This is a genomic window from Methylobacterium terrae, from assembly GCF_003173755.1.
In the GTDB taxonomy this organism is placed as follows: Bacteria; Pseudomonadota; Alphaproteobacteria; order Rhizobiales; family Beijerinckiaceae; genus Methylobacterium; species Methylobacterium terrae.
Genome location: NZ_CP029553.1, coordinates 3818859 through 3836491, shown reverse-complemented (window position 1 = coordinate 3836491; position 17633 = coordinate 3818859). Strand labels below are relative to the sequence as shown.

The following is a 17633-nucleotide window of genomic DNA, read 5'->3' as shown; positions in this document are numbered from 1 at the left end:
GGGGGCCTCGCTCACCGGCGGCCTCGCGGTTCCTGTGCGAGCCGCGCGAGCGCCCGCTCCTGCGCCCGCCGGTCGAGGACCGCGTGGGCGACGAGGCCCGCGATCACCAGTGCGGTGAAGCCGTAGGCGCCGAGGATGAAGGCGGCGTGGGGTCCGAGATCCATGGGTCTCACGCGGCCTGCGGCGACAGCAGGGCGGCGTCCAGCCGCTCGGCCTCGAGGATCGTCAGGGTGCGCACGCGCCGGCGCAGGATCTCGGTGCGCATCGCCTGGAGGTGGAGCGCGATGCCGAGCACCGAGGCGGCGGCGATCATCACGAGGAGGGGATGGAGCATGGTCGGGTGGATGGTCGGCCCGCCCATCCGCAGGATCGAGGCCGGCTGGTGCAGGGTCGACCACCAGTTCACCGAGAACTTGATGATCGGCAGGTTGACGGCGCCGACGAGGGTCAGGATCGCGACCGCCCGGGCGGCCCGGTTCGGGTCCTCGATGGTGCGCCACAGGGCGAGCAGCCCGCAATAGATCAGGAACAGCACCAGCATCGAGGTCAGGCGCGCGTCCCAGACCCAGTAGGTGCCCCACATCGGCTTGCCCCAGAGCGAGCCGGTGACGAGGCAGATCAGCGTGAAGGCGGCGCCGATCGGGGCGGCGGCGCGCTGCGCCACGTCGGCCAGGGGATGGCGCCAGATCAGGGTGCCGAGGGCCGAGACCGCCATGGCGCCGTAGAAGAACACCGCCATCCAGGCTGCCGGCACGTGGATGAACATGATCCGCACCGTCTCGCCCTGCTGGTAGTCGGGCGGGGCCACGAACCAGGTCATGTACTGGCCGAGTGCCACCAGCACGAGGGCGAGGCCCGCCACCCAGGGCAGGATCGCCCCGGACCAGCGCATGAAGTGGCCGGGCTGCGCCAGCCGCGTGAGACGACCCATCGACATGCCCGGAGGTGTAGCGCGCGCGGCCGCGTCCGGGCAATGCGGACGAACGGCGCAGACCGCCAGCAGGCCTCGGAACGAAGCGTGGCGGTCACGGTTATCGCTGCGACTTTTCGCTGCGACCGGAGCGCTCCCGCCATGTTGAAATGGGCGATCATCTTCTTCGTGATCTCGCTGGTGGCCGGTGCCCTCGGCTTCACCAACGTAGCGTCGGGCGCCCGCGGCATCGCGCGGCTGCTGTTCGGCCTGTTCCTGGTCATCGCCGTGGTGATCGTGATCGTGGCGGTGCTGCTCGGTCAGGCGGTGTTCTGAGGCCGGAATCTTCCCCCGGCGTGGTGCGCCGGGGGAGGGCGTCGATGATCCACCGCGTACGCTTTGCAACCGTGGACGACGCAGCGGGGATCAGCCGCGTCGTCCTCTCGGCGCCGCACGGGAGCAACGCCCGCGATGACGGGCCGGGGACCATCGCGCGGGTCGTGCGGGGCTTCACCCCGGATCGGGTCGCCGCGCAGATCGCCGAGCGGCAGGTCTTCGTGACTGAGTAGGTCTTCGTGGCTGAGGAAGTCTTCGCGGCGGAGGAGGGCCGCATCGTCGGCACCGCGAGCCGCGACGGCGCCGGCGTGCGCGCGGTCTTCGTCGCGCCCGAGGTGCAGGGACGCGGAACCGACCGGGCGCTGATGGCCGAGATCGAGCGGACCGCGAGGGAGGCCGGCATCGCCGTCCTCACGCTCCAGTCGTCCCTGATCGCGTCGGGCTTCTATCTCAGGCTCGGGTTCCGGGTCGTGCGCGAGCACCTGCACGGCGACGAGCGGACGATCGATCATGGACAGGAGGGTTTTCGTCCCGGATGGGGCCGGTGGCGGTCCCTGAGGAACGGATACCCCCTGCGGCGGCGACGGGTCCGTTATCGCCCGGCCGTCGGGCCCTTGTCGGTCCAGTCCGGCGGCAGGCCGAAGGAATCGCCGATGATGCCGTCGACGCCCGGGGCGCGGCCGAAGGCCTGGCAGTCGGGATCGCGGGGCATCTCGCCGAGCATCGTCACCCGGATGCGCTCGTAGGTCGGGATGGTGAGCTCGGACTCGAACGGATCCTCGCCGGTGGCGAGGTAGGAGCCGAAATCCTGGCCGAAATCGCCGGCGAGGTCGTAGATGTCGGCGACCGGGGAGAAGCGGGCCTGGTTGGTGAAGGAGTTGGCGCCGCCCGCCCACACCATCGCGGCGCGCTGCTGGCGGCGGGCGTCGACGGCCTCGGCCTCGACCGTGAGGTCGCCGAGCCCGATCGGCAGGCGCGGCACCGGCACCTTGCCGACCGTGTCGGCGAAGCCGACGCCGACCTGCGCGGCGATGGTGATGGCCGCCGAGGCGCCGATCGCGACGCCGGACGCCGGCACGTTGGTGAGGCCGGCGCGGGTGATGTTCGCCCGCACGGTCAGGTCGGCCGGGCCGGACGAGACGACGTCGTAGCGCAGCGACAGCTCGTAGCACAGGGCGCGGTCCGCCGCGTTAGCGACGACCCGGCGCTCCTGCTCGGTCACGCCGGGGCCGGCGATCGCCGCCGGAAAGGTCGTGGGGATGATGCGGACGGTCCGGACCGCGGCCATCGCGGCCTTGTCGATGAAGATCCGCGACTTGGTGGCGGTCGCCTCGCTCGGCGCCAGGCGGTCGTAGCGCGTCAGCAGCCCGGTCTGGGTCAGCACCGGCGTGGCGCAGCCCGCGAGCACGGCCAGACCGGCCACGGCCGCGACGCGGCGGGCGGCCCGCGCGTTCAAGGCAGCCTTGATTGTCGTCCGCATTCGGTCGCTTTCCCGGATCGCGCGAAGCCGGACCCGCGCACCCCCGTTCGGGGGAGCCCGGAGGCCGGCTCCCGGCGGCGCAGGGCCGGCCCGTTCGGGCCGCCGCACCGTTATGGCCTGAACCTACCCCTCGCCGCGCGGGTCGGAAAGCCGAGCTTGGCCGCCGCCCGCGCTTCCGCCCCGGCTGTAACGCTTCGGCCACATTGTTTCGGAAGGTGAGGGCCCTGACGCTCCGGCCCGCGGGCCTCAGGCGAGGGCCGCCATGCTGCAGCTCTGGCCGCCATCCACCGGCAGGCAGACGCCGGTGATGAAGCGGGCCTCGTCGGAGGCGAGGAAGACCGCCGCATGGGCGATGTCCCAGGCTTCGCCGAGGCGGCCGAGCGGCACCCGCCGGTCGCGGCCGGATTCGAGCGTGCCCGCGCCGCGGCACTCGTCGGCCATCGTGGTGTCGAGGAGGCCCGGCAGGATCGCGTTCGCCCGGATGCCGTCGCGGGCGTACTGCATCGCCACCGAGACGGTGGCCTGGTTCACCGCCGCCTTGGCGGCCGCGTAGGCGAAGGCCGGCGCCCCGGCCCAGCGCAGGGAGGCGACCGACGAGATGTTGACCACGGCGCCGGAGCGGCGCGCCCGCATCCCCGGCAGCACCGCCTTGCAGGTGCGCCAGACGCCGCCGACATTGACCTCGATCGCCCGCCGCCAGGTCTCCTCGTCGAGGTCCTCGGGGCCGCCCGCCTCCGGCAGGCCGACATTGTTGTGCAGGATGTCGATGCGGCCGAAGCGCCCCTCGCCGGCGGCGACCGCACCCGCCACCGCCTCGTAATCGGTGACGTCGGCGCACAGGGCTTCGGCCTCGTTGCCCTCCTCGGCGATGATCTGCGCCGTCTCCTCGGCGGCGGCGAGCAGCCGGTCGACGCAGATCACCCGGGCGCCCTCGCGGGCGAAGGCGACGGCGACGGCCTTGCCGTTGCCCCAGCCGGTCCCGGCGGAGCCCGCCCCGAACACGATCGCGGTCTTCTTCAGCAGGCGTGTCGACATGGCCCGGCCTCCGTGCGCGACGCCGAGACTCGCGACAAATGCCCGGCCCGCGCAACGGGCGGGGAAGCAGGGCCGCCAGTCTTCGCCCGCATGGATGGCGGGTTCACTGGTCAGGCGCGGGCGCCGGCTCCCCGCGCCCGGTGCCAGGTCACGGTCGCTGCGACCAGCGCGAGGGCGACCTGGGCGAGGCTGCCCTCGCCCAGATGGGCGTGGCCGAGATCGAGCCGCACCGCGAGGCGCACGGCGAACCCGACCGCCCAGTAGCCGAGGCAGAACGTCAGGGCGGCGAGGAGGAGAGCGACGAAGTCGTTCATGGATGCGGGACCTCCGTGGGCGAGGACCGGCCCGGCGCAGCAAGAGCCGCGCCAAGCCCTGCCGACACTCGGCCCGCCTCTCACTCGGGCCGCGTCGCCTGCATCGACGGGCGCGCGGAGAAGCCGGCGTACCACTCCGCCGCCGCGGGCGCGCGCTCGCGCCAGCCGAGGTCGGGCAGGCGCAGGTCGAGGTAGCCCAGGCCGCAGCCATACGTGATGGAGGCGATGTCGACCCGCTCGCCGAGGCTGGGCGCCGCCGCCTCGATCCGCGCCAGCGCGTCGACGATCTTCTCCCGCTGGCCCGCGACCCAGGCCGGCGAGCGCTCGCCCTCCTGGCGCACCCGGGTCTCGTAGACGCAGAGCAGGGCGGCATCGAGCAGGCCGTCGCCGGTCGATTGCGCGGCGAGCGCCGTCCAGCGGGCCGGGCCGGGAGCCGGGAAGAACCCGCCCCCGCCCAGGTGGTCGAGGTACTCGCAGATCACCCGGCTGTCGGCGAGGGCCGTGCCGTCGTCGAGGATCAGGGTCGGGACCTGCCCGAGGGGGTTCTGCGCCCGGATGGTCGCGTCGCGGTTGATCGGGTGGGCGGCGGCGGGCAGCAGCTCGATGCGCTCGAACAGGCCGAGCTCGTGGGCGACGACCAGCACCTTGCGGACGAAGGGCGAGGCCTTGGCGTAGAACAGCTTCATGGGAATCCTCCGGTCTTCTTGGTCTTGGTTCGGCGTTCGAGAACGCGATCGAGGGAACCGATTCCCTCGCTGTCGTCCCGGGTTTCCGACCGCGCCGGGCCCCGGGACGACGATGTGGGGCGTGATCGCCGAGGACGGTTCACGCCACCGGCCGGCCGCTCAGTGCCCCCGCGCCGGCGTCGGCCTGGCGGCGGGCTTCGCGGGTGCCGGCGGCGTCGCGTTGGCGGCCGCGGGCTTGGGCGGGGCGGGCGGGCGCGGGGTCTCGACCGAGAGGCGCCGCACCGGCCAGCCGTCGCTCCAGCGCTCCATGTCGATGAAGCGCGGGTTGCTCTTCAGGCTCGCGGCGTTCTGGCCCGCGAACGCCGCCGCCGCCGCCATGTCGAAGGTCTTCCAGTAGGCGAGGTAGTCGAGGCTGTCGGTGCCGGCGCCGTTGATCTGGGCCACCAGCACGGTCTGCTCGCCGGTGAGCGCCATGTCGGCCGACCACTTGAACGGCGGCGGCTTCTGCTTCGGGTCGGCGGCCGGCAGCTTCAGCTGTCCGACGTCGTAGGCCGCGCTGCTGCCGGCGGGCGAGGCCAGGGTGGCGGAGAGGGCCGGGAAGCCGTGATCGTCCGAGAGCGCCCGCACCATCAGCTTGTGGTCGACCGGCACGGCGCTCGCCTCGCGCATCAGGCGCCGGGCCGCGATGTCGGCGGCCCGGGCGTCGCGGTCGCCGATTACCGTGACGATCATCGTGGCGGGGTCGATGGCGTCGAGGTCGTGGAGCGCGATGCCGCGTGACTTGTCGTCCCGGGCGATGCCGCCCGGCATCGCGCCGAAGATCAGCTTCGGCACCGGCAGGCCGGTCTCGCGCGCGTGGGCCGCGAGGTTGGCGGCGAGCGGAACCCCGGCGAGGTGGCCGATCAGCGCCACGCGGCCGGTGTCGGGCTTGGCCTCCTGGTCGCCGGCGAGTTCCGCCAAGGCGTCCTTGATCAGGCCCGCGGCGATGCCGCTGGCATCCGCCGGCCGGGTGCGGTTGAGCTCCTGGAAGCGCGGGAACAGCACGAGGGTGCCGGAGCGGGCGAGGTGCTCGATCCAGGCGCCGTAGGCCTGCGGGTTCACCGCCCCCCAGGCGTGCAGCACCACCACCACCGGCCGTCCCCCAGCCGGCGCCGGGCCGTTGCCGTAATAGGCCAGCGTCACCGCGCCGGCCCGGCCGAGGGTCCGCTTCACCACGCTTGCGGCGGGATAGGCCTGCCCGCCCGGTCCGTCCTTCGGCTGGGTCGGCGGCGTGGCGGCTCCCGCCCCGGAGACGCCGCCCAGGATCGCGAGGGCGAGGGCGAGCGGAAGGGCGAGGCGGGTGCGGGAAAGCGAAGGCATGCGGCTGGGGGGCTGGCGGCTCGGGACGCGCACCCCACACTGTTTCGCGGCCAACCTCAAGGCGCGATCGCGGGGAAGCCGTGCGTTCACCCGACTTGTCGCTTCCGCGGTACAGTCACGCCCGTGCGGCGAGGAGCAGAGGCGGAGTCGTGGAGATGTCCCGGTGGTCTCCGGGCAGGTTCTAACCGCGACGCTCGGGATCGTCGCCCAGCACGGCGTGCAGCCGGTCGATCAGCCTGTTGAGTTCCGGCGGCACCCGCTCGTCGCTCACGTCGGTATACATCGCCCGCAGGTCGTAGCCGAGCTTGGCGAGCAGCAGCGCGTCGGCCAGGGATGGCGCGGTCGAGTGCGTCTGGCCGAAGCTCGCAGCGTGATTGCTCGGGATCAGCTTCATGGCGCGACTACGAGACTGCGGTCCCGGCTCCGTCAGGAAAGGGCGAGGTTCGGGGCGCGAAACACGCACCCGCGCGGAGGTTGCACTGTGCCGGAACTCCGGCCTGCCAGGAACAACGCGCTTCCGGGAGGGCAGTTGCGCCCGATCTTCGGGCACCCACACCAAATAGATGCGGCCCCGTGCTGCGAAGCACGGAGCCACGACCGATCGTCCTCCGGCGCGACGGACCTTCGATCACGTCGACCGGGACGAGGGCGGCGACGATGCCGGCCCGCCTCACATCGGCGGCGTCAGGCCGTCCTTGCCGACCGAGATGCTGCGCGCCTCCAGGCGCTCGCCGTCGCGGATCGCCGAGGCGAAGACCTTGGCGCCCGGCTTGAGCACCGCCCGGTCGGCGGGCTCCAGCATCACGACCGGGGTCCCCGGCGGCACCGAGACCGCGAGGCTCTGGCCCTTGTACGACACGGTGATCGTCCGCGCGCCGGCGCCGGCGCTGCCGCCCGCCACGGTGCCGTTCGTCATGCTGGTCTCGACCTCGGGGGCCTTGACGGTGCCGTTGGTCATGCTCGTCTCGACCTCCGGCGCCTTCACGGTCCCGTTGGTCATGCTGGTCTCGGCCGGGCCCTCGGCCGACCCGTCCGGCAGCCGGTCCCAGGGATAGTGGCCCTCGCCGGTGCCGCGCATCGCCTCGGGGAAGATCAGCACCTCGAGGGCGACCGGCGGATCGCCGGGCTTCGTCCCGGCCTTGGCGGCGGTGCCGATGAAGCTGCCGTCCTTGACGTGGTCGAGGCTCGCCGGCGTCAGCTGCGCCACCCGGGTGCCGGGAGCAAGGCGCACCGTCTCCGTCGCGCCGGCGCGGGTGCGGATGGTGACGGCGTCGGCCTCGACGCGCTCGATCGTGCCGCGCAGGCGCTCGACCTGCGGTGCGGCGAGAGCGACACCGGGCTGCGCGCCGGCCGCGAGGGTCAGGCCGGCGGCCGCGATCATCCTGAGAAGGGACATGAAACACACTCCGGGGGGCGGGGCTCAGGGATCTGCGCCCCACCCGTTATGGTTCGCCCCGCCGCGCCGGACATTCGTCTCGCGCACACGTGAACGGGCGGAGGATGACGAGACCGGCGTCACCCGGCCCGCGCAGGCGCTCGGCCTGCGATGCGAGAGACGGTGACGGAATCCGGGATCTACCCGACGATCAGACTGCAATGCGGCTCGATGGCCGGGTTGGCGCGCGACCAATCCGTCGCATGGCGACGTGCATCCCAGGTAAAGTCATCCACGCCGAGATCCACGAAGCGCTGATGGATTCTCGCGTCGTACTTCTCGCTGACGGCACGCGTGAGCCTTTGGATATCCTGATTGCGCGACCTCTGCGTATTCCCCGTTTGGTTATAGTATTGTATATAGCAAAATTTTCTTAATAATATCATTCGTGTGTGGAGAAATGTTCTCACGCATAGTTCGTAATCATCGGCCGCGGCCAGATCCGGATTGTGCCCGCCGATGCTGTGATAGAAATCCTTGCGCCACGCCCTGATGTGATTCGGGGCAGACACGATGTGCCGTATCGTCTTTGCATTGATCTTCGGCGCCTCGTGCACGATATAATCTCGATTATTGTAGTTCTCGACTCGGTCTCTTCCGTAGAAGAAGGCCCAGTCCTGCCCGTAGGTGGCATTGCGTCCATCTTCGAAGACTTCGGCCCAGTCCGTATAGAGAAAACCAGCTTCGGGATGCAGGTGAAACGCCAGCGTGACCGCATCCAGGCTGTCCGATGTCAATTCGTCGTCGTGATCCAGCTCGAGGAGAATGTCGCCTCCAGCCAGACGGCAAGCCGCCTGCTTCACGTTCCCGATACGGCCCGACGGGCGATGCGGACGATAGACGCGAATACGATGATCTTGCGCAGCCAGAATATTGAGCTCGGAGAATGTCGCCCCATCATCGTCCGAATCGTCGACGATGATCCACTCCCAATCGACATAGGTCTGTGATCTCAAAGACTCGAAAGGGCGCAGGATCCTGTGGCCGGACCGATAAGCCGGAGTGAAGACGCTTACAAGAGGGCGCGATCTCCGAAATGTCGTGGCATTTTCTAAAAAGCAGTAGAAAATCTGCCGCCCGATCTCGTCGGCATCGATGTTGTTCCCGAAATTGATCCAGCGCTTGCGCACCTCATACGGGGCGCGCATCAGATTCTGAAATTTCGCCTCCTCTCCGAAAGTCGCGATCACGTGCGGCCGCTTCGAGACGAGGATCTGCTCCAAATCATGATCGTTCGCATAAAACGAGCAATTCAATGTCCTCGTTTCGACTGCGATATCGGGGCCCGGACTTTGGATTTCAAACTCTTCGCGACCAATAATGACGATTTCGGGAAGACTCACGACGGGCCTCGCGAAGTGTAAATTTTGAAATGCGGATGTTGTGACCGCAGGTAGCGTGACCCGACCAGGTCGCAAAGCTGCGATACCCGAGTGTAGGATACAGATCGCCGGATTTCCACGCCGATCTTCAGCGAGTGGCGGGATGTGAATCGGCGTGGACTCGTGCGTCACCGGTTCCAAGCGCGCGGCGCTGACGTCGCCGGTCGATCAAGCGCCTGTCGATGTCCGGCGACACGACCGCCCCGCTCGCGACCGCGACGAGACGGGAACCGTCAAGCGCGCCGGCATGGGTCGCACGGTCCGCTCACCAGGGCCAGGCGCGCTCGCCCCGTCCCGATGGAGGACGGGGCGAGCGCCACCCGGCGGCGCCACGATCGGGCGATGTCCTCTATTCCTCGTCGGCCTCTTCCGGCTCCAGCGTCGCCTTGACGGTGTCGAGCACCCGCCGGGCGAGGTCGGAATCCGGGTCCTCGCGGGTCAGCGCGTCCTCGAGCATGGCGAGGAAGCCGCCGAGCTGGTGGCGGTAATGGTCGGAATCGACGCCGCGCAGGATGCCGGCGACGAAGCGCACCGCCATCTGCAGGGCCACCTGCTTGGCGGCGACGTCGGATTGCGCCTCGGAGAGCCGGGCGATCATCTCGCCGTGGCGCGCCGAGAGCGTGGTCAGGCCGTTGATCTTGTCGTCCGGGCTCATCGCGGCTCTCCCGAGAACAGGAAGGGGGCCCTTCCCGCCGGAAAGGCCCCCGTCGTCGTGGCGGTTCCATGGAGCCTGTCAGGACCGAGCCTGTCAGGACTCCCGGTGTTGCGAAACCTCTCCCTTTCGCGGTCGCCCGAGGGGAGAGGCCTACCCCTTACGCCGCGAGCTGGCGCAGCACGTAGGGCAGGATGCCGCCGTTGCGGAAGTACTCGAGCTCGTCGAGCGTATCGATGCGGCAGGTCAGCGGGACCTCCTTCACCGAGCCGTCGGCCGAGGTGATCTTGGCGGTGAGCGTCTGGCGCGGCTTCAGCTCGCCGGCCAGGCCCTCGATCGTCACGGTCTCGTCGCCCTTGAGGCTGAGGGAGTCCCAGGAATCCTCGCCCTGGAACACCAGCGGCACCACGCCCATGCCGACGAGGTTCGAGCGGTGGATGCGCTCGAAGCTCTCGGCGATCACGGCGCGCACGCCGAGGAGCTTCGTGCCCTTCGCCGCCCAGTCGCGCGAGGAGCCGGTGCCGTACTCCTTGCCGGCGAACACCACCAGCGGGGTGCCCTCCTGCTCGTAGCGCATCGCGGCGTCGTAGATGAACATCCGCTCGCCCGACGGCTGGTACAGGGTGTAGCCGCCCTCGACCACGTTGCCGGCCTCGTCGCGCACCATCTGGTTCTTGATGCGGATGTTGGCGAAGGTGCCCCGCATCATGACTTCGTGGTTGCCGCGGCGGGTGCCGTACTGGTTGAAGTCCTGCACCCGGACCTGGTGCTCCTGCAGGTAGTGGCCCGCCGGAGACGCCGCCCGGATGTTGCCCGCCGGCGAGATGTGGTCGGTGGTGATCGAGTCGAGGAACAAGCCGAGGATGCGGGCATTCACCACGTCTTCCACCGGCTTCGGGGTCTTCTCCATGCCGACGAAGTAGGGCGGGTTCTGGACGTAGGTCGAGCCGCCGTTCCACGCGAAGGTCTCGGCCTGCGTGACCTCGACGTTCTTCCAGTTCTCGTCACCGCCGAACACGTCGGCGTAGCGCGACTTGAACAGGGTCGAGGTGATGTTGGCCTCGATGAACTCCTGCACCTCGGCGGTCGAGGGCCAGATGTCCTTCAGGTAGACCGGCTGGCCGTCCGAGCCGGTGCCGAGGGGCTCCTTGCTCAGGTCGACCTGCATCGAGCCGGCGAGGGCGTAGGCGACGACGAGCGGCGGCGAGGCGAGGTAGTTCGCCCGCACGTCGGGGTTCACCCGGCCCTCGAAGTTGCGGTTGCCCGAGAGCACCGCGGCGGCGACCACGTCGTTGTCGTTGATCGACTTCGAGATCGCCGCCGGCAGCGGGCCGGAATTGCCGATGCAGGTGGTGCAGCCGAAGCCGACGAGGTTGAAGCCGAGCGCATCGAGGCTCGACTGCAGGCCGGCCTTCTCCAGGTATTCGGCGACGACCTGCGAGCCGGGGGCGAGCGAGGTCTTCACCCACGGCTTCGAGCGCAGGCCCTTGGCCACCGCGTTGCGGGCGAGAAGCCCCGCGCCGATCATCACGCTCGGGTTCGAGGTGTTGGTGCAGGAGGTGATCGCCGCGATCACCACGTCGCCGTGGCCGATGTCGAAGTTCGCGCCCTCGACGGGGTAGCGCTTGGCGATGTCGGCCGCTCGTCTGAACTCGGTCTCCATCGACTGGGCGAAGCCGGGCTTGGCGCCGTCGAGGAGCACCCGGTCCTGCGGCCGCTTCGGGCCGGCGAGCGAGGGCTTCACGTCGCTCATGTCGAGGGCGAGCGTGTCGGTGAAGACCGGGTCCGGGGTCGTCGCGTCGCGCCACATCCCTTGCGCCTTGGCGTAGGCCTCGACGAGGGCGATGCGGTCGTCCGCGCGGCCGGTGACCTTCAGGAAGTCGATGGTCTTCTGGTCGACGGGGAAGAAGCCGCAGGTCGCGCCGTACTCAGGCGCCATGTTGGAGATCGTGGCGCGGTCGGCGACCGACATGTCGTCGAGGCCGGGGCCGTAGAACTCCACGAACTTGCCGACCACGCCCTTCTTGCGCAGCATCTGGGTGACGGTGAGCACGAGGTCGGTGGCGGTGGTGCCCTCGGGCAGCTTGCCCGACAGCTTGAAGCCGACGACCTCGGGGATCAGCATCGACAGCGGCTGGCCGAGCATCGCGGCCTCGGCCTCGATGCCGCCGACGCCCCAGCCGAGCACGGCCAGGCCGTTGACCATCGTGGTGTGCGAGTCGGTGCCGACGAGCGAATCCGGGTAGGCGACCTCATGGCCCTCGAAGGGCTTGGTCCACACGGTCTGCGACAGGTACTCGAGGTTCACTTGGTGGCAGATGCCGGTGCCCGGGGGCACGACCGAGAAGTTGTCGAAGGCCGACTGGCCCCATTTCAGGAAGGTGTAGCGCTCGCCGTTGCGCTCGTACTCGAGGGCCACGTTGTCGGCCAGCGCCTTCGGGGTGCCGAACTCGTCGACGATGACCGAGTGGTCGATGACGAGGTCGACCGGCACCAGCGGGTTGATCTTCTGCGGGTCACCGCCGAGCGCCACCATGGCGTCGCGCATCGCCGCGAGATCGACCACCGCCGGCACGCCGGTGAAGTCCTGCATCAGCACGCGGGAGGGACGGAAGGCGATCTCGACCTCGGTCTTGCCGCGGTTCTCGAGCCAGCCGACGACGGCCTCGATGTCGGCCTTCTTGACCGAGCGGTCGTCCTCGTAGCGCAGCAGGTTCTCGAGCAGCACCTTCATCGAGAAGGGCAGGCGGCTCGCATCCGGCAGGCCGTTCTTCTCGGCCTCGGGGATCGCGTAGATGGTGTAGGTCTTCCCGCCGGCCTGGAGGGTCTGGCGAGCCTTGAAGCTGTCGATGGATGCCACGGCGTGGTCCTCGCGAGGGGTTGTCGAACACGGCGCAGGCAGGACCCGCGCCACAACGAAGTGTTCGGCCGGATGCGCTGCGGGTTCGGCCCAGGCTGACGCAAAGAATCGCCAGGCAAGGGAATACCCGTGTGCCGCCCGCCCACGCCTTACGGCTAAGAATCGGACGGTGCGCGCGCCGCCCCGGGGGTGCCCGGACTGGGATGCGCGAAGGACGGTTTGGACGCCTCTGAAGGTCGCGCGGCGCAGCCGGGGATGCGTATAGAACACTTCGAAACTGGCCGCTACGGGTCTGGTGGCCGCGGATTCGGTCATTCTCGCCGGAGCAGCCATCGCGTAAACGCGGGCGTCGCCCTTTCCCTCCACCCGGGAGCCTCCACCCGTGCGCCTGATCGCCGAGGATCTCGCCTGCCGGCGCTCCGGCCGCCGCGTCTTCGCCGGCCTGTCCTTCACCCTGGGGGCCGGCGAGGCGCTGACCGTGACCGGCCGCAACGGCGCCGGCAAGTCGTCGCTGCTCGCCATCCTCGCCGGGCGGCTGCGGCCGGAGGCCGGGCGGCTCGTGGCCGAGGGGGTAGGGGAGCGCACGATCCCCGAATGCCTCCACGTCGTCGGCCACCGCGACGGCCTGAAGGGCGCGCTCACCGCGGAGGAGAACCTCGCCTTCGCCCGCGATCTCCTGGGCGACGCCGACCTCAGCCCCCGCGAGGCGCTGGCGCGCCTCGGCCTCGCCCACGCGGCGGGGCTGCCGGTGGCCTACCTCTCGGCCGGCCAGCGCCGGCGGGTGGCGCTCGCCCGGCTCCTCGTCTGCCGCCGGCCGCTCTGGCTCCTCGACGAGCCGACCGCCGCCCTCGACGTCGCCTCGCAGGGCGCGCTCGCCGGGCTGATGCGGGCGCATCTTGCGGGAGGCGGCCTCGTCATCGCCGCCACCCACCAGGCGCTCGGCCTTGAGACTGCACGCGAACTCTCCGTCGAAGCCTTCCGCGCCGGCCGGGTCGAGCAGTCGGCCGATCCCTTCGCGGAGACCGTCTGATGGGGCGCGCCTTCCTGGCGGTGGTCGCCCGCGACCTGCGGCTCGCCGGCCGCATCGGCGGCTCGGGGGCCCTGTCCCTGGTGTTCTTCCTGATGATCGTCGCCCTGGTGCCGTTCGGCCTCGGGCCCGACCTGAACCTGCTCGCGCGGGTCGGCCCCGGCATCCTGTGGATCGCCGCGGTGCTGGCGACGCTCATCGGCCTCGACCGGCTGTTCCAGGCCGACGAGGAGGACGGCTCCCTCGACCTGCTGTCGGGTGCGCCGGCGCCGCTGGAACTCCTGGTGCTCGCCAAGGTCACGGCGCACTGGCTCACCACCGGCCTGCCGCTGGCACTGGCGACGCCCTTGTTCGGGCTCCTCGTGGCGCTCAGCCCGACCGGCATGGCGGCGACGGGCCTGACGCTCCTCGTCGGCACCCCGGCGCTGACCTTCATCGGCGCCGTCGGCGCGGCACTCACCGCCTCGATCCGCCGCGGCGGCCTGATCCTCGCGGTGGTGGTGCTGCCCCTGATGGTGCCGACCCTGATCTTCGGCGTCTCGGCGGCGGAGGCGGCCTTGAGCGGCACGGTGCCGTTCACGACGCCGCTCGCGATCCTCGGCGCGCTGAGCCTCGCCGCGGGCGTGGTCGGCACGCTGGCGGCGGCGGCGGCGTTGCGCTGGGGGGAGTGACGCGACTTCGGCTCGTGCGAGCTTGATGAAGCAAGGCGCGGGATCCCCGCTCCCGTGTGGGAGCGGGGATCCCGCGCCTTGCTGGTCTTGGAGACGATCGCGCTGACGCTCGCATCGCCCCGGGCGTCCGCCGGCGGCTTTGCCCGGGACGGGCGAGCCCCCTAGAAGTACGACTTCAGCGGGCCGCGCCGGCGCACGTCGAGCGTCGCGCAGTGGAACGAGCCGCCGAACGGGCCGTAGGACAGGAACGGCGTCGGGATCGGGTCGAAGCCCCAATCCTTGAGCGCCTTGATCAGCGTCGGCTGGCTCGCGTCGACCACGATCTTCTTCTCGTCGATGGCGAGCACGTTGATCGAGGTCCAGGGCGAGCACATCGAGATTTTGCTCATGAAGCCCTCGACGGGGTCGGGGCGGGGCGCGATCAGCACGTCCCACTTCTTGAGCACTGCCGGCAGCTTCTCGACGTCTATGTAGTCGGGGTTGACCAGCACCTTGCCGGGGGCGAGCGGCATGAACGACGAATCGATGTGCATCGGCTGCGGGCAGCGGCTCTCGATCTCGTGGATGCGGAAGCCCGGCCCGAGGTGGCGGCGCAGCCACTCGATGCCCATCAGGTTCGTGACGTTCGAGCGGGTGACGAACAGGTCGCGGCCGCAGCGCACGAAGTCGGCCGCGTCGAAGACCGGCTCGAACTCGTTGACCGTGAACTGCATCGGCTCGCCGGCCTTCAGGTTCGGCACCCGGTAGTCGTAGTTGTAGAGCTCGTCGGTGAGCTGCGGCCGCGGCGCCGAGGTCCAGCGCGCGCCGGCCCGGAAATACTCCTTGAACAGCGAGCGGTAGGCGTCGCCCTCGAAGTAGCGCGAGCGCCAGCACATCGGGCTCTCGATGATCTCGTCGCCGATCACCAGGTACGGGTCGCGCGGGCAGGCGACGCAGAAGCCGCGCGAGGACCAGCGCGGCGCCTTGAACTTCTTCGAGAAGTCGACCGAATCGGGACGGCGGATCTTCACGCCTTCGCCGGCCAGGATCTTGATGAAGCCGTCCAGCTCCTGCTGGGCCAGCTTCTTCATGAAGCCGGGATATTTCCAGCCGGAGGCGAGCCGGTAGAACGGTTGGGCGGCCCGCGGCAGGTTGAAGATCACCGTCAGGTGATGGGTCGGGATCGTCGCCCCGTCGAGCGAGCCGACGATCACCTCCTCGAGGGGATCCCACTCGTTCCAGGCCATGACCGGGGATTGCGGCGCCGGCGCCCGGCCCGCGCCCTCACCCTGGAAGGAGGTCAGGTCGTGCGCGGTCGCATCGTCGAGCGCGCCGCGCTCGGCCTCGAAGGTCGTCTCCCGATCCATTGCCTCGTCCATCCCTTGACGGCCGTTGCGAGCGGCCTTCTCTCACGCGATTCCGGAAGCCCCGCCGGTCGGTGCCGTCGGGGGAGGAAGCTACGCCATAACATAAGCTTGCGGCGATGCTTGGGCGGCCTCGCCGGGCCGGTGGAACATGCCGGTTTCACCGGCAGTGTGTCCGGGCGGTGATAGACAGGGCCCATCAAAGCTGCAACGTGCCGGGATGCAACGGCGCTGCTTTGTTTCGACTCCGTTGCCGGAATGGCGCGCCCCCGGGGCCGCCGCCGCTGCGACAGAAAGAGGGTCATGAAGCGACTGACGACACTGGGCCTGATCGCCGGCCTGTGCACCGTGATCGGCCTGTTCGTCTCCTCGGGGCCGGAGGCGGTCGCGGCGGCCCTGTGGGCGTCCGGCTGGGGCGCCGTGCTGGTCGTGGTCGCGCGCTTCGTCGCCGTGGCCTGGGCGGGCCTCGGCTGGTGGGTGGTGTTTCCCCGCGGCGAGAGGCCGCTGCTGCGCGACTGCGTCAGCGTGCGCTTCGTGCGCGAGGGCGTCAACACGCTGCTGCCCGTGGCGCAGGTCGGCGGCGACCTGATCGGCGCGCGCCTTCTCACCCTGCACAAGGTGCCGGGCGCCCTGTCGGGGGCCACCACCCTCGTCGACCTGATGGTCCAGGCCCTCACCCAGTTCCTGTTCACGGTGGCCGGCCTCGGCATCCTGGTGGCGCTCGGCGGCGACGGGCCGATCGTGCACTACGTGGGTCTCGGCCTCGTCGTGGCGGCGCCGGCCCTCGTGGCGTTCTACCTGGTGCAGCGCCGCTTCGGGCAGAGCCTGCTCCAGGCCGCGATCAACCGCTTCGCCGGCGGGCGCGAGTGGCGGATCTTCGGCGCGGTCGACGTGCTGTTCGAGCGCCTGCGCGGCCTCTACGCCGCCCGCGGCCGCATTCTCACCGCCATCGGCACGCACCTGTTCGGCTGGATCATCGGCACGCTCGAGGTCTGGATCGCGCTGCGCTTCATGGGCTACGAGGTCGGCTTCCTCGAAGCGATCGTGATCGAGAGCCTGGCCCAGGCCGTGCGCGGCGCCGCCTTCGCGGTGCCGGGCGCGCTGGGCGCCCAGGAGGGCGGCCTGATCGCGCTCTGCGCCGTGTTCGGCATCCCGGCCGAGGCGGCGCTCGCCCTGTCGCTCATCAAGCGCCTGGCCGACCTCGCGGTCGGGCTGCCGAGCCTGATGCTCTGGCACGCGATGGAAGACACCAACGCCGAGCAGGGCCGCAATCCGGCGGCCGGCCTCGGCGCGACCCTGCGGGCGTATGTCCGCCCACGCCGGGCTCACGGGCCCGCCTTCGGCTACGCCGCGGCGCCCGTCGACGGCAAAGGAGAATGACCTGGTGCAGACCCGACGCGACATCCTGCGCAGCCTGACGATCGCCGGCCTCGGCCTGGCCTCGCTGCCGGCGCTGGCTCAAGGCCCCGCCGCCCCTGCCACCGGTGAGGGCGACCCGGCGGTTGCCACCGTGCGGCGCATGACCGACGCCCTCGAGGCGGCGCTGAAGGCCGGCGACGTGCGCGCCCGCGCCGAGATCCTGTCGGGCCCGATGCAGCAGAACTTCGACCTGCCGGCGATGCTGCGCCTCGGGATCGGCACCCGCTGGAAGGACATCCCGGCCGAGAAGCAGCAGGCGCTGATCGCCGCCTTCGGGCCCTACCTGACCGCGACCTACGCCACCCGGCTCAGCGCCGCGGCCGGCAGCAAGTTCGCCATCGACCCGAAGAGCGAGGCCCGCGGGGCCGGCCGCATCGTGCACGTCACGGTGACCGACGGCAGCGGCGACACCTCCCCGGTCGACTACGTGCTGAACGCCGACAACCGCATCACCGACGTCTACCTCCAGGGCACGGTGAGCGAGGCCGGCACCCTGCGCACCGGCTTCTCCGAGCCGCTGCAGGAGGGCGGAGCCGATGCCCTGCTCGCCCACCTGAAGAAGTCGACCGAGACGATGCTGGCGGCGCCGGCCCCGAAGGTGCCGGCCAAGCCCTGAGGCTGAGCGCCAACGCTCGCGTCGCCGGTCCCTCGCCGGACCGGCGGCCGACGACGACCCCATCCTCGACCGCCACAAGACAATCCGCCGTGCGCCCCGCGCGGCCAA

General features: G+C 70.5%; 19 protein-coding genes and 1 pseudogene. 7 read left to right on the top strand and 13 right to left on the bottom strand.

The window, feature by feature from the left end; all coding sequences use genetic code 11:
• Window positions 1-11 precede the first annotated feature (11 nt).
• Window positions 12-164: a heme exporter protein CcmD gene (gene ccmD / locus DK419_RS17685; RefSeq protein ID WP_109960248.1), complete on the bottom strand. Its 153-nt coding sequence runs from the start codon at window positions 162-164 to the stop codon at window positions 12-14.
• A 5-nt stretch (window positions 165-169) separates the two neighbouring features.
• Window positions 170-937: a heme ABC transporter permease gene (locus DK419_RS17680; RefSeq protein WP_109960247.1), complete on the bottom strand. Its 768-nt coding sequence runs from the start codon at window positions 935-937 to the stop codon at window positions 170-172.
• A 135-nt stretch (window positions 938-1072) separates the two neighbouring features.
• Here DK419_RS17680 and DK419_RS17675 point away from each other — a divergent pair, with 135 nt between their 5' ends.
• From DK419_RS17675 to DK419_RS29540, 3 genes and pseudogenes are all read left to right on the top strand, one after another.
• Complete coding sequence (locus DK419_RS17675; RefSeq protein WP_109960246.1) at window positions 1073-1246, top strand: DUF1328 domain-containing protein; 174 nt, start codon at window positions 1073-1075, stop codon at window positions 1244-1246.
• Between the two features lie 44 nt (window positions 1247-1290).
• Window positions 1291-1479, top strand: a complete 189-nt coding sequence (locus tag DK419_RS29545; RefSeq protein WP_245442507.1) for a hypothetical protein — start codon at window positions 1291-1293, stop codon at window positions 1477-1479.
• 6 nt (window positions 1480-1485) lie between these two features.
• A pseudogene (locus tag DK419_RS29540) lies at window positions 1486-1665 on the top strand (GNAT family N-acetyltransferase); the annotation flags it as partial.
• A 173-nt stretch (window positions 1666-1838) separates the two neighbouring features.
• Here DK419_RS29540 and DK419_RS17665 read toward each other — a convergent pair.
• The 10 genes from DK419_RS17665 to acnA all read right to left on the bottom strand — a co-directional run bounded on the left by DK419_RS17665 (window position 1839) and on the right by acnA (window position 12449).
• Entirely contained in the window at window positions 1839-2726 is an 888-nt protein-coding gene (locus DK419_RS17665) for a DUF3313 domain-containing protein (protein ID WP_109960245.1), read from the bottom strand.
• 246 nt (window positions 2727-2972) lie between these two features.
• Complete coding sequence (locus DK419_RS17660; RefSeq protein WP_109960244.1) at window positions 2973-3761, bottom strand: SDR family NAD(P)-dependent oxidoreductase; 789 nt, start codon at window positions 3759-3761, stop codon at window positions 2973-2975.
• A 110-nt stretch (window positions 3762-3871) separates the two neighbouring features.
• Window positions 3872-4075, bottom strand: a complete 204-nt coding sequence (locus DK419_RS17655) for a hypothetical protein (RefSeq protein ID WP_109960243.1) — start codon at window positions 4073-4075, stop codon at window positions 3872-3874.
• An 80-nt stretch (window positions 4076-4155) separates the two neighbouring features.
• Complete coding sequence (locus DK419_RS17650; RefSeq protein ID WP_109960242.1) at window positions 4156-4761, bottom strand: glutathione S-transferase; 606 nt, start codon at window positions 4759-4761, stop codon at window positions 4156-4158.
• A 159-nt stretch (window positions 4762-4920) separates the two neighbouring features.
• Window positions 4921-6120, bottom strand: a complete 1200-nt coding sequence (locus DK419_RS17645) for a dienelactone hydrolase family protein (protein ID WP_109960241.1) — start codon at window positions 6118-6120, stop codon at window positions 4921-4923.
• A 181-nt stretch (window positions 6121-6301) separates the two neighbouring features.
• A complete protein-coding gene (locus DK419_RS17640; protein WP_109960240.1) occupies window positions 6302-6514 on the bottom strand; it encodes a hypothetical protein in 213 nt (70 codons plus the stop codon).
• Window positions 6515-6790: 276 nt separating this feature from the next.
• Entirely contained in the window at window positions 6791-7516 is a 726-nt protein-coding gene (locus DK419_RS17635; RefSeq protein WP_245442505.1) for a metal ABC transporter permease, read from the bottom strand.
• Window positions 7517-7695: 179 nt separating this feature from the next.
• Complete coding sequence (locus DK419_RS17630; protein WP_162561294.1) at window positions 7696-8898, bottom strand: glycosyltransferase; 1203 nt, start codon at window positions 8896-8898, stop codon at window positions 7696-7698.
• Window positions 8899-9286: 388 nt separating this feature from the next.
• The gene (locus tag DK419_RS17625) at window positions 9287-9592 is read right to left on the bottom strand and encodes a hypothetical protein (protein WP_109960237.1); all 306 of its coding nucleotides are present in this window, start codon (window positions 9590-9592) and stop codon (window positions 9287-9289) included.
• A gap of 157 nt (window positions 9593-9749) precedes the next feature.
• Window positions 9750-12449 (bottom strand): aconitate hydratase AcnA, encoded by a 2700-nt coding sequence (acnA, locus tag DK419_RS17620; RefSeq protein WP_109960236.1) that lies wholly within the window; start codon window positions 12447-12449, stop codon window positions 9750-9752.
• A 382-nt stretch (window positions 12450-12831) separates the two neighbouring features.
• Here acnA and ccmA point away from each other — a divergent pair, with 382 nt between their 5' ends.
• A complete protein-coding gene (gene ccmA, locus DK419_RS17615; protein ID WP_109960235.1) occupies window positions 12832-13479 on the top strand; it encodes a heme ABC exporter ATP-binding protein CcmA in 648 nt (215 codons plus the stop codon).
• Window positions 13479-14147, top strand: coding sequence for a heme exporter protein CcmB (gene ccmB, locus DK419_RS17610; protein WP_109960234.1), 669 nt, complete (start codon window positions 13479-13481; stop codon window positions 14145-14147). Before ccmA ends, ccmB begins: the two co-directional genes overlap by 1 nt.
• A 161-nt stretch (window positions 14148-14308) precedes the next feature.
• On the opposite strand, the gene DK419_RS17605 is transcribed toward ccmB, so the two are convergent.
• Entirely contained in the window at window positions 14309-15493 is a 1185-nt protein-coding gene (locus DK419_RS17605; protein WP_109960233.1) for an amidinotransferase, read from the bottom strand.
• A gap of 300 nt (window positions 15494-15793) precedes the next feature.
• Here DK419_RS17605 and DK419_RS17600 point away from each other — a divergent pair, with 300 nt between their 5' ends.
• Window positions 15794-16870, top strand: a complete 1077-nt coding sequence (locus tag DK419_RS17600; RefSeq protein ID WP_109960232.1) for a lysylphosphatidylglycerol synthase domain-containing protein — start codon at window positions 15794-15796, stop codon at window positions 16868-16870.
• Window positions 16871-16874: 4 nt separating this feature from the next.
• Entirely contained in the window at window positions 16875-17525 is a 651-nt protein-coding gene (locus tag DK419_RS17595; protein ID WP_245442504.1) for an MlaC/ttg2D family ABC transporter substrate-binding protein, read from the top strand.
• Window positions 17526-17633 lie beyond the last annotated feature (108 nt).